Source organism: Candidatus Symbiobacter mobilis CR (assembly GCF_000477435.1).
In the GTDB taxonomy this organism is placed as follows: Bacteria; Pseudomonadota; Gammaproteobacteria; order Burkholderiales; family Burkholderiaceae_C; genus Rhodoferax; species Rhodoferax mobilis.
This window is the reverse complement of sequence record NC_022576.1, coordinates 2,953,830-2,966,849: the sequence shown is the minus strand read 5'-3', so window position 1 is coordinate 2,966,849 and position 13,020 is coordinate 2,953,830. Positions and strand designations below refer to the sequence as shown.

5 protein-coding genes are annotated in these 13,020 nt (G+C 51.4%); 1 reads left to right on the top strand and 4 read right to left on the bottom strand.

Features of this window, described 5'->3' with window-relative positions; all coding sequences use genetic code 11:
- Positions 1-14: 14 nt before the first annotated feature.
- Genes CENROD_RS12095 through CENROD_RS12075 form a run of 4 tightly spaced genes read right to left on the bottom strand, consistent with a single transcriptional unit; the run spans position 15 to position 12,068 of the window.
- Positions 15-4,016, bottom strand: coding sequence for a thymidine phosphorylase (locus CENROD_RS12095; RefSeq protein WP_022776678.1), 4,002 nt, complete (start codon positions 4,014-4,016; stop codon positions 15-17).
- A 35-nt stretch (positions 4,017-4,051) separates the two neighbouring features.
- Entirely contained in the window at positions 4,052-5,497 is a 1,446-nt protein-coding gene (locus CENROD_RS13360) for a sigma 54-interacting transcriptional regulator (protein WP_022776677.1), read from the bottom strand.
- Complete coding sequence (locus tag CENROD_RS12080) at positions 5,494-6,459, bottom strand: hypothetical protein (protein ID WP_022776676.1); 966 nt, start codon at positions 6,457-6,459, stop codon at positions 5,494-5,496. The genes CENROD_RS13360 and CENROD_RS12080 overlap by 4 nt, the downstream gene beginning before the upstream one ends.
- Positions 6,456-12,068, bottom strand: a complete 5,613-nt coding sequence (locus CENROD_RS12075) for a DNA-directed RNA polymerase subunit beta (RefSeq protein ID WP_022776675.1) — start codon at positions 12,066-12,068, stop codon at positions 6,456-6,458. Before CENROD_RS12075 ends, CENROD_RS12080 begins: the two co-directional genes overlap by 4 nt.
- A gap of 482 nt (positions 12,069-12,550) precedes the next feature.
- On the opposite strand from CENROD_RS12075, the gene CENROD_RS12070 reads away from it, so the two are divergent.
- A complete protein-coding gene (locus CENROD_RS12070; RefSeq protein ID WP_022776674.1) occupies positions 12,551-12,988 on the top strand; it encodes an NIF family HAD-type phosphatase in 438 nt (145 codons plus the stop codon).
- Positions 12,989-13,020 lie beyond the last annotated feature (32 nt).

Below are 13,020 nucleotides of genomic sequence, written 5' to 3'. Positions count from 1 at the left end.
TGTCATTTTTGCTTCTATAACTCTATGTAACCGTTATCGCGACTCAAGAATCTGGCCATACGTTGGTCGATTCGGGACGCGTTTATCCGATCTTTGTTATAGAAGACGGTGATGAATGGTGTTCCGAATTTGTATTGACCACCTGGCAATACATGCATCCAAAAACCCACTTCTCTATCCTCACCTGATGCCCCTTTGCATAACTCATCGAACCAATCGTCTAATTCATAAGCGTCGATGAAGTTCACTTTTGTTTGTCCTTGGCCAGGAATTGGGTATGTTTTAGCTTCCAGCGGGCCATTCAAGGACTGAACACTGCACTCCTTATTGTTGATTATTGCGTTCAATGTATTGAACGGTTCTTGCAGCTTGAATACGTCATATTCATTCTTTTTTGCTAGATTTGGCAATTGCGTCAAGAGTCTTTGCCATGCCACACGCAGTCTTTCATTGGCCTGTTTTTCATTTTCTTCAGATACAACGATATCTAGCGAAGCCGGAATCACTTTGAGATAAAACTCCCGATAAGACTCCGCCCAATTAAAAGGCTTGTTGCTTTCGTTTTCTTCACTCTGTAATTCAAATTCACGAAATAGCATCAATAGAATGAGGTTTCGCCCGATTGCTTGGCATTGTGGAACATCGGCGCTGGTAAAAACAAGGCGCAGCGTCTCCATGTTGGCAAGTTTTGTACCACTCGTTTCATCGTTGGTCTTGATCTCATGAAAATGACCCGTAGAGTCACTCGACATAAAACTTAGACCCGCCTCGGTTAGCAGGGCTTTCGCAGCCGTGATCGCAGCTTCATTGGGTAAAATCGAAATAAGTCTCTCAGCGTCCGCACTGACGATGCCGACTTCTTTGCTACTTAATGATAGCGGTATTACTTTGGTATCACGCCCCAGCTTGACATCTATTACGGCATGTTGGCAGCCCATTACAAGCTTCTTTGCGAGAACCGAGGCCAGCATCAGCTTAGGATCCTTCATAAGGTTTCGTACTTTTCGGCGCGCCATAGCCGCTTTATCAACCCGCACCAAAGCGTCCTCTTGTTTACAGAATACACCGCTAGTATTCTTAATAATCTTTTTTATTCTTTCGAAATCGCCAGAGAAAGGATAGCCACCTGCTTCAAGGGTATCGACAGTCCCACCCCCAGCTCCGCGTGACGAGATCTTGGGCACACAGATTTTATCCTTATGTTCTGCTCCCTTTGAAAGCAGGTCATTACGAGTCATCAACCAAAGATAACCGACAATGGGACTGATGTTCGCCACGCATCCTGTGGAAGCGAAATCCCAGGCTTTAACATCCCATTCCACCTTTGGTTTTTTAGTCGCCGCGATTTCATTAATAATCTCTGACAACTTCTTTTTTGACAAAGATAGCAGTGATTTGTCAATATCCAAACGAGCTTTAGGGCCAGCCATAAGCACCAACTGCTCTAGACTAGACGTTTCCAAAGTCTTACGGGTTTCAGGCGGTTCCATAGTAGCATCTAGGGTTTCAGGAATTTTGCCGGATTCCTCTTTTGGACTGAAAACTGGTATAGCCTGACGAACGTACCATTCGGAAACTATCGCCAGGTCTTCGGCAATATCTCTACGTGAACGCTTTACAGCATGTTTAATCGCGGAGAAAGCACACGCCGAGATCGCCAATGCCAAATCGCTTGGCGCATGGTTGCTATGAGGATCATGCGGCTCTTTAGTGTGGATCAAAGCGCTCATGGCAGCCCGCCTAAATACTGCGAGTAGTCGCAGCAAAACCCAGATAGGATCAAGACTGGAATTATGGAGATCGTTACCCAAGAGTTGTTTGTCGTTTAACATCAACTTCCACTGATCGACGATGTCCTGATTCACATCCAGGCTATCGAGTGTACTAAGTACACTTGCCAACAGGGTTGAATCATTTGGGAATGATTTATTCTTTCTGCGTAGAACACAAAGGTTTGGGTAACGGCTAGAAAGATCGATCAACCGAGGTATCAGAAAATGACTCAGCAGTTCTACTTCCAGCTTGGCGAAATCGAAGGCGGTCAGTCCTTTTATACAACTACTATCAAAATCGATAAGCCAACCCAGTTCAATACCGTCGGTAAACAGGATGTTAGAAAGATTGAGGTCGCCATGTATAGGTGACATCCGGGCACAGTAGGTGTAAGACAGGGGCGGAAGTATATTCTGGCACGCAGAGCGATAAAAAAACATATCCAGAGGAGTCCTCGGAGTCTGCTTGTTTTTTTGTGCCGAGTCGAAAACCTCTTCATAGAGAGAATAATTCCGATTGTTTGGCAATGGACTCACACATAGCTCTACAGGAAAGCCATACTTCATGTACTTGGGGGGCCATTCTGCGGAACTGAGCACAGCATTGGTATCGATGCACTCAATCCTAAAACCCAGGTCCGGATGCCGCACGATTACTGAGTGAACACCATCCTTGATATCGAACTCAAGCAAGATGAAGCCTTTCAGCTTCACAATCCAGGGCGACCCTTCACCATTCCATTTGCTATTCCATTCACATTCGGCCAAACGAAATGCCGCATCGCGCTTATACCCCTTTGTCCTGAAAGATCCGATAGTGTTGTTAGGGTCTTTTGTAGGTTCGGCCAGCGTCGCGGTAAACACTGGTGGCAGTGAAGTGCCAAGCCATCCCCACAGCGTATCTGTTGCATAGGTGAAACTCTCCTTTGCGCCGTGTATGGGGACAATCACTTCCTTGAGCGTCTTACTTACGCCAGCTCTAAGAAAGTCCGCTTTGCCATGATCACTGGCACCCAAGGTATTGTTAATGAGTGTCTTCAGGGACTCCAACTTGGTGCTCTGATCCGGCGAGCCCACTAAATTATACGCAATCGAGCCCCATGCAGTGCCCTTCTCATCCCTGTAGAATACCGGCCCTATACCAACACCTGTGTTTACGAGCGATGCGACAAAGGTTTTGAGACGCGGCCCAATGACGAACTGCATTCCCTCAAACTCGCATAATGACTCCAGCCAGGGTGCGAGCTTAATGAGTATGCCGGCCTTACCCTGTGGATACACAACGAACACGAGTGCATCAGACAAACCCTCACTGATGCAACGAACCCCGACAATGTCACCAGAAGGAACTGTATGAGCAATAACACACTCCAGCAGACGCGCTGACATATTTTTTCCCATGGCAATGTTAATGAGCTTTTTATTGGCTGCCGGGGCATTAAACTTTGAATTGAATTGATTGGGATATGGAGTTGTATAATATCCAATGTTCAACTCGAAGATCATATTGAAGAATTTATTACGATAATAATATTCAATTTCCTCAATAATGCAATTATTATTCAATTCATCACTTTGTTTTGATTTTTTCAGCTTCTTATTTATGTTCAGTCTATTTTTTAATTCATTAAATTTTCGTGCTTCTATAATCAAACTGCGCGCTTCGCACCCCCACTTACCTGCCAGCGAATTTGATTGAGTTTTTACACTCAGAAAAGGAATGCATTTAAACAAGTTAACCATGGCTGCATGCAACATGGTTGGTTTTCTTAACTTCTGGTTTATGTTAAGTCTATTTTTTGGTTTATTAAATTTGTGTGCTTCTATAATCGAGCTATGAGCTTCGACCCCCCACTTACCTGCCAGTGATTTAGGCTGATTGTTGATATTCAGAAAAGGGATGCCTTTAAACGAGCTAATCATGGCTGCACGCAACATGGAATGCGCAGGATTTGATGGTTGAATCTCGAGTGAAAGTACTTTGTCATTTTTCTCCCATTGATTAATGTCGTAGATGAACATTGCAACTCTCTCTCGATCATGTCTTATTTGATCAAGAGGCAGCAGTTCTTCCAAATCGAACTCCTTTCTTGGTTTTGGTCTGACTGGAGGGATTATCAGTTTCACTTGAAATCCTTCCTCCTCCATCCATTTGACGTACTCATTCTTTATATCTTCGAGCTTTTGATGATCATATCCAGTGAGCAGATATATGATTGGCGTTGCCTTGATTATTTGTTGCATAATTTCAGATTAAAAATGTTAATTGCTCACACATCCTAAAAGACCAAATCAAATACCTGTATAATCTTTGAACGTCTGCATGACGCACGTTGACAAGCCTGTTGAAGCTTATTTTGAAGTGCCCTGAAATTTCCTTGAGAAAAATCGATATCACTTAATGCTTTCAAGGCGCTGTGAGTGATACCAGTAATTCGTTGACCCGCATTAATCCAATCCAGTTGTAGCAAACCATCCACAAGTTCGGGCAAATCTTCCTTGCGTTCATCGAGACCAGGCAGCCGGATAATGTGGGTAAACCGTTGGTACAGGTCGTGACGGAAACGGCCGTGGCCGGCGTTTTCATCCTGTTCATACTGCGCTGCCCACAGATCAATGGGCCGATTCGTCGCCGCAACCAGCATGAGTGGGCAGTAGATTCCCTTACCATACCAGCCGCGCGGAGTCACACGGTAGTCGTCCAAAAAGGCAAGGAGTTTGGCTTGCAATGCCGGCGTTGCTTCACCGATTTCGTCTAGAAAGACGATACCCCCGAGATGGCTCATCAAGACACCTGGGCTACCATTGGGACGTGCGTCTGTATATGAACCACGCATATAGCCGAACAGTTCAAACTCCATCAGTTGTTCGTTTTTGCTGAATGAAGGCAGGGGGACACGCATCTGTGGGCGATGAGTTATTTCCGACCCCTGTGGAGAAGTTCGTCTGGCTAGATAATTAACAACAACGCTCTTGCCACTCCCTGACGGCCCCAATATCAATACGCGCGGCAAGGCGTCTGGTTTAACGTCGCTGAAGCGCCGCGGAATCGCGACACCTTCGACGACATGCTCAAGTGCGCCAGCAACCGCCCGATACAATTCTTCATTTGGTTTGTCTGCGGCCAGAAGAGCGTCAAGTGGGCTCAGAACTTTATCCCGTCGATCACCTACCTTGCCACCAATTTGCAAACGATAAGCACGCTTGATCCGGTCGAGCGCATCAACCACCTTTTTTATGCTTGGCGATCTCCCAGTCAGGAAGAGCGCCGCAACATTACTTGGATCTGTGAGCTTAACAAGACTGCCGATGGCCTGAACTTCGTCCGAAGGCTCTTTTGGTATGTCCAGCCATTCGGCCACTTGTTCTCGCAGCCAGATATTCCACCCGACGTGGGCTTCCTCTGGAAGATCCAGATGCATCCATTCACGCGCCTGTTCTTCGATGGCGTAGTCACGGTTTGCAAAGCCGTCCTCTGGGTTTCTAGGTCGGCCGTTTCGAGCAGCGCTGAGAACAATGACCCTGCCCTCCGGATGGCGCGCGATGAAGTGTGGGGGGCATGTGCGCATCAGATCACGCAGACCTTGTCCAGAAGCCAGGTAAACGAAGCCGATTCCCTCTGAATTGGCCAGCGAGGTGGCTGACTGAAACAATTCAGGCTGCCCAGGCCATTCGGCTTCGGGCAGGAGGTATGTAAGCTTGCTGTTTTTTTTGATGTCAATCACCTGGTCGAATTGGTGGGCATGCAGGTGCGTAATTCTTCATTGGGAACGTCGGCAGCTTTGGCCATACGCGTGAAGGCATCGTGCATATTGTCATTTTCGGCGCTTCGGCCCTTGATCGCCGCTTGGGCATGTTCCGCGACAGTCCAGTCAAATATCTCATTGCCCTGCCAATGCTTGAGTCCTTGTACGGCCCACGCTAACCGATATTCGCGGCTGAACAAGATGTTGACCGGGGTGGCAGTTCTTCCGCGCCACGCAAGCCAGATCTTGCGGTCCTTCAACAGTCTTGAAAAAAGGGATACACCCAGTTCGAACCCGGAATATTGCCGGATGTGGTCCAACATGCCTTTATGGGTAACACAAGGGGCAAGCGTGGCGAAATCAAGATACCGATTCCCTTGAAGACTCGCCCACGTGTGCGGACCAGGTGTCGCCAGAAACGCTTGGCCCTTTTCAGTCAGCCAGCCCGCCAAGGCATGAAAGAACCGGAAGCGGCGATGCACGTAGCTCGCATCTTGCGCATCCAGTCCAGCCAGTGTCATCACTGGCTCGCGGTAGCGGCAAAGCCAGCATCCTTCACGCTGGAAGATATCCAGTCGATCCGCTTTGCCGAGGTCGACCACGGGTTGACCGGATATCTCATGGGTCAATAGTTCGCCAGCGACGTCCGCATCAATCGGAAGATCTCCCGACAAATCTGCTGGCTCAAGGAATTCCTCAGGGTCATCCTCGATTTCATCATTGAGCAGTTCGAGCCCATCGATCGCCGAATCTGAAGACTCGGTCTGACCCACTGGATCGAACAAGGCACGCTGTTCGAGTTGCCCAAGCGCCAGTTCAGCGACGTTTGACTGTTTTTGCCTCAATGCCTGCCCTGCCTTCTCATGTAACTTGCGATGTGCCACAGGAGTTGACCGTTGCACGGTCTGCGGCGATGTGTCGATGCGAATCCTGTGTTTCATGATGGCTCCCCGGTCCCCAGATCCGTCCAAACGGGTGCCTGATTGAACAGCAGGCGCAAGAATGGGGAAGTGGAAATTAACTGGCGTCTGTCCTCTTGGGCATGCGTGGCAGTTTCGATGAAAGTCTGGCCCCTACCGAACAACGCCATATCCAGGTCAGTGCAATCGCCGCGCATTGCCAGCCATATCAGTTTCAGATGCCGCTCGTCAAGAGCATCGTACACACCGAAGCGAGCTATCCCCTCTTTGAAGCTTTCATATCGATGGTGCTCACCCATGCGACTCATCCATTGCTCGAGCACCGCCAATGAGATGGCCTTCTCCCCGGTATGAAAACTTTGCATGGACAACTGGGTACCTCGCTCACCGAATGATTGTGCCGCTATCAGGCCACAGGCATACCCGGACAGGTCAGATACGCCAAATACAGTCCCATAACAATGCGTGCAAATCCGCTTGCGCTCGAGCCAATGACAGGCCAGGACCGACCCGGCTGGAACATCCACGCCACAGTGACCTTTCTCGACCAGCCAAGTCCATGCCGCCAACACCAGCCGACGGGTCAGCGCACCGGCCACGGGTGTGCCGAGCTTCTTGTCGATCATCGATGACCGGCCATTGAATGCCCCCTGGAATGCGTCGTCCGAGGTCATGCCAAGCAGGAGGTTTGTCCGTAAGGTGAAGTCACAGGTTCGATCCTGGCTTGTAAAGCCAATGGCTCCAGGATCGAGCATTCCGCGCATCACCAACATCTGACGTGTCTGTTCAGGGCCTCCGCGCGCGCCACTGTTGGCCAGTGCGGCAAAACCAGCGCCTGCAGGCGGATCACCTTCAGTCAATGGATAGATTGACTCGACGATTCGGCCAACTCGTCGTGACAGTTCGCCATTACCGGGAGCATCCTCGCCTGCCGGAACCGGGGTCGAGATAGACAGCAGATCGAGATAACCGAAGGAACTGCCCGACTCACTTGCTTTAGCAAAGCAGGCACTCACCCAGCGTGAAATCAATTCCGGCGCCTGGTCCGCATGTGCTTTGCACAGATGACCCAGCAATTCCTGGCTGACCGCCTTGGTCCAACAAGGGTAATCTCGCAATATCTTTTGACAACACGGGTCCGGGAAAATGTCGATAAATCGCGCACGGTCAAATTCACTAAGGCTCGCCAAATAGCACCCAAGCACCATGTCCTGGCTAAAACCCGCTAGTGGCTTGCCCGTCGCTACAGAAAGCAGGTTTCGTTCGGCCACCGGGCTCATCAATTGGGCGGCTTCGAGGTGCTCCGCTTCGGTTAACGGCATATGAACAGACATTTCGTCGCCGTCGAAATCAGCGCCAAAGCCGGCGCACACCAATGGATTGATGCGCAGTACAAAGCCATCTTCAACTGGCAGAAGCAACGGCCGCAGGGCCATAACACTGTACTTGTGCAAACTCGGCGCGCGATTTAGTACAACCCGAATCGAAGGATGCTCCGCCAGGAAAGCTGCCAGCACATGCACAATCGAGGCAATGAATTCACCAGAAACATCAATCAGCTTACGGCGTTCTCCCAACTTCAACCAGAACTGGCTGTCGAGAACCTCGACCTTTATGCCCTTAAGGTCGCCTAGTGCATCCCATAGTGCGATCTTGTCCGCCAGCAGCATGGCCAGCGCGCCAACCGGAAGACCGCATTGATCCCACGCCAGTTTGGGGCCAGGCACGATGACAAAACGCCCCGATAGATTGACGCGACGACCCAGGCCGAAACGGCGCAACAAACCAAATTTGCCCTTGATTCGATTGTCCAACTGATTGTAGAGTTCGGCTTTGTTATTGGCGATCTGGCGCAGTTTCTGGTTTACTTGCTCAAGCGCCGCTTTTTTGTCGATTGACGAAGATTGGGTCAAGTTTGACAACAGTTTGTCAACGTCTCTCGCGGTGTCGAACATCTGCTGGTAGATCTTGGTCAAGCTGTCGCACTCGTTGCTCCTGCCGCCTAAGTCGTTGGACACACTGCGATAGCGTGCGGGTAGAACCGGCAGAACTTGCCAGACCAGTGTGTGATCCGCATCTATTGACACCGGGTAGCGCAAGCCTGCGAACTGCCGACCATCATCTCCGAACAGAGCCGAATCGAAAAGCCCGCCTGGTAACGGTTGCGTGAGGGTGTACGCCTCGCCAGTATCTACTGACAGGAGCACTTCAGGATGCTCAGGGCAGGTTAGCAAGGACGTTATCAACTTGCTCACTGTGATACGCGTTGCGTCGAGGCGTCCCTTGAATGTTTGAGCTTTGCCCGCTACCTCGACGTCGCCTTGATAGGCCATCTTACCCACCATCCGCACGTGCAAAGCGCCAATTAAGAGGCCAACTCCATGTTCTGATACGACGAATGTGGTTTTCCAGTCGAAGGGTGGAGACAGTGATCCCAGCTCTGCATTGAGAGTTGCCATGGTCTGGTCGGTGAGAACGAGGCCATGACGAGAGAACCATCCCGCGAGGTCTACCTTGAGGCCATCACGCTGCTTGGGGGTGGCTTCGGTCTCGATGGTTTTCGTACAAGTTTCACAACGTGCGTGAATTCTCACCACAACCTGGGCCAGGCCAGAACTAGTAAGCAAGCGTTGCGCATTTTCCTCGGCATGTACAACTCCCACCACGGCTGCCCCAGCCTCGGTCGCCATTTCCAGCCCGCGCGCTTTGAGAAAATCCTGGATCGACCGGTAGGTTGATGGCTCATCGTTGTTCCCCTGCAGGCGTGAATAATCACTCTTCACGGTCAGTGCGCTGCTTAGAAAACGGCCCGCGCCATGCGCGGCCAGTGCCCATACCTCCATCTCACCCAGTCGCTGACCACCTCCCCGGCGGCGTCCACCTAGCGGTTGCCCGGTCAGCCTCGAATAGCCTGCAACACTGCGAGGCACCGCCCTGACCTGGGCCTTATCCATGGGTGATTGCTTCAATCTAAGGAAATACTGAAATCCCGTGGTCACAGGCAGGGTGGTGGACACGCCCCGATCCGGCAGTTCCAAGCGAATGCCGCCATACCGGTCAAAGCCGTGCGTATTGGCTTCAAAAAATCCAGCCAGGGCCTGGCGTGACAGGGCATCGAATTGCTGCTGACCTTCGAACTTGGGGCCGCCCAACGTCATCGCCAGCGTCGCCTGGGTTTCGATCAGTTGACCCATGTTCATACGGGAAATCACACCATTGGGATTGAGCAGCAAATCCACCGAGCGTCCGCGGATGCTGTCGGGTAACCGAGAATCAGCAGGATATCTTGGCATTCGTTCCGGATCAATAAAGGTGGCGATGACCCCCTTGTTGCCATGTCGTCCCATCAGTTTGTCGCCGACCGCAAGCGGACGGTAACGACGCAGGGTCAGGTGCAAGGCACTGCAATAGCCCTGCGCGGGTGCAGGGAGAAACTCCAGGCCGATCAACTCCGCCTCGCTTGCGAGAAACAATTTAATGTGACTCAAATTTTTGCTATACCGGTGCTGGACATGTGCGACCCGGTCCCCGTCCGGCCAGCTCTGAATCAACGACCCCAACCGACGCAGCCCTCTGTGGTCGAACATCGCCGCTTGACTGCGTTCCCACGAATCCTCGCCAAAACTACCTGGACACAACTCCCAGTCCGGCTCGATGAAATATTCGATGTGTTCGTCCTCGATCCAGTTCATGGATTCTTCATCGCGCAATCGCTGATTCGCGACAATGCCATCTTCGAAATTCAGGCCGTCATATGGCATGTAAGCGACCAGAAGATCCCGGCCGGGCGCCGCCGGCACATCCGCTGACAGCACGCCTAATTCCTGAAGCGGGCGAACTAGTCTAAAGATGGCAGCGTCACCATGAGTGTCGATCATGGGGGGGCGGGGGTCACGGATGCGAACCGCCTGCTTCATGTTTTTTGCGCCCATCATGGTCCGTGGCGCATCGTTATGGCACAGGAATGGCACCAGACTGGCGGAATAACCCACCTGTAGCGAAGTATCATTCGACACGGCCGGTTTGAATACGCCCTGAGCATCGACATTGACCCCACGGGCCAAATTAAGTGTCAGACCCACCAGCTTTGATTCAGGGCTCTCGAATGGACAGACGACACCGCGATAACTCGGGTGAATCTGTCGAAATACGGCCGGTAAGCGTTCTAGTATTTCACTTCTGTAGGGGTATTTTGTGAACGACGTGAGCCTGGAAATCGCATCAAGTGCATTAATCGGGCGAAAACTGTGTAGTCGTCCAGTCTTGCGCAAGTGTTTCAAAGGAAAAGCCTGGTCGGCAAATGCATCCGCTCCGCTGAGCATGGCCCTCCAGAATGATTCACGGTCGCGCTTGCTGCCTCCGATCTGGCGCAGAAACCAACCAAACACTGCCAAAATATGAGCGGAATAGGTATACAAACGCTGATAGCGCAAATTCTGGTCGTCCAGCCAGTCTATGCCCTCATTTGTGGCAAGTACTTTGAGCGCCTCTTCAAGGCGCTCGCGCAAGCTTGACTCAGAAACCAGTTCCCCCGGGCCGGGCAAGCTCGCCATCAGTGAACGGGGCAAATTCCCCTGTCTCACTGGAGTTGCGTAACGGAATTGGTCCGATCTGGTCTTGATTGCGCCTTTGCGGACTTCGTCAAGCCTCATATTGATGACTCGACCGTTCTCCAGCGCGACTTTCAGTACGCGCGCGGTTTCGCCACCGGCGTGAAATTCGCGTACCGCCCAATAGCCAGGTTGTGCAACCAGCGCGGGATGCCAACGGCTGTACGCCACGCTATGTCCGGCATCACGGGCTGCCTCGCCCAGTACGAATACGCCTTCATGTGCGAAGGGCATGCGGGCCCGGAACACATCGTCACTTCCCGACCAGCGTAGTTCCAGCCCCATCGTCAAGGAGTCGCCATAGGCGAAGGCGTCCTGAATGTCCGCCGTCTTGGGCAGCACCAAAGTCGCCGATATGCAACTGTTCTCCAGCGGCATCGCCGTGCGCAATCGCGCCTCGAGCTGTGACTCCAGATCAGCCAGATCGAGCTTGAATACCGGTACGTTGGTCATGGACCGGTTGATGTGCTTGACATACGCACGTATGAAGGGATTGACTGGATTGCGCCAGGCTTCGGCAAGAAGCTCTGCGCCGGTCAAGCGCTGGGAAGCGAACAGGGATGGATCATCCGGATGAGTACGCCCTGCCAGCCAGTGCAGTCGCTCCTCGATTGCATTACCTTCTGGCGTGCTGGACAGATCAAGTTCGTAGAAATGGCATAGACCGACACGCTCCATACTCGCGCGCCTCGAATAGAACGGCAAGCATATAGGGTCGTCCCCATGCAAAGGTTTGATGAACTTGATGAGCGCCAAACGATCCACGGAAAATCCAGGCGCAGAATCTGTGGACAGACCCCATTTCGCACCTAGTTCCGCATCGCCAAGCTCTTCGATCAATTCGCGGATCGCGGCATCGCGCGGCGACTCTCCCGGATCGACATGTCCGCCCAGAAAATTGGGGCCGAGCAGATGCACATTTCCTTGAAGCCAGTAACTGGGCGCATCCGCCATATCGACGGATTTGCAGACGACAAAGGCGAGTTCGACCGTTTTTGAAGTATCGGAGATGGTATTCACAGAATATCCTTGACGTACCGAAAACTCAAAAGAAAAGCCTCGGAAAACGACTAAATTATCGTACCATTGTTATTCTTTGCGCGGTTGAGTTTGACCGGTTTTTTGAGATCAATTTACGACATTCAAGCGTTCGCAGCCAGGCGTCAAGCCGGCGAACGGCTGCGCCACCACCATTTCCCCCGGCGCAGGGTCATTTCATACACTCAAGACTCGGCAACTAACTATTAGTAGTACTTTCCCCATTTTAGGGATTGAAAGCAAAGCGATCCATCACATGATCGGGGCACCTGGGACAGGAGGAACCCCATGTCAAAAAAGACGGCTGAGTCGAGATGACTGCATTGGCCGATGCAAACACGGGCTTAGATGGCAGGTCAGCTATTTACCACTTTAAAGGCGGAAATAGTCCTGGAAATTGCCTCATCGCACGGATCACGAAATTTGAGGTTCGGAACGTTTTTGATTAAAGGTTGCCAATCAACATGCCACGACCAAGTGTCCTTACCCTTGATCTAGAGGGAACTCTCATTTCGAATTCGATGAGCCAAATTCCACGACCTGGTTTGTTTGCGTTCCTTGAGGAGTGCAGAGCACTCTTTTCTCGTATCCTCATATTCACTGCCGTCAGGGAAGACCGATTTCGGCAAATCGCACACCTGTTGGTTGAAGAGCGCGTCGCCCCACCCTGGTTTGCCACTGTCGAATTTGTTTCGTGGGAGGGAAAGACCAAAGACCTGAGATTCGTTCAAGACGCCCTGGTTCATGAGACGCTGCTAGTCGATGACTTTGAGGCCTATGTCCATCCGGGCCAAGAGTCTCAGTGGGTGAAGGTTGACGGCTTTGATTTTCCTTACAGCGACAAAGATGAGGGATTGGCCAGGGTTCTGAGTGACTTGAAACTGCGCCTTTGCGTGGCATAAGTCATGAAACGATATGGCTGGTTTCCAGGATT

What these genes read in the sequence shown, in the direction of transcription:
- CENROD_RS12080 (WP_022776676.1), bottom strand. Translation starts at nt 6,459, where the DNA reads ATGAAACACAGGATTCGCATCGACACATCGCCGCAGACCGTGCAACGG.
- CENROD_RS12095 (WP_022776678.1), bottom strand. Translation starts at nt 4,016, where the DNA reads ATGCAACAAATAATCAAGGCAACGCCAATCATATATCTGCTCACTGGA.
- CENROD_RS12070 (WP_022776674.1), top strand. Translation starts at nt 12,551, where the DNA reads ATGCCACGACCAAGTGTCCTTACCCTTGATCTAGAGGGAACTCTCATT.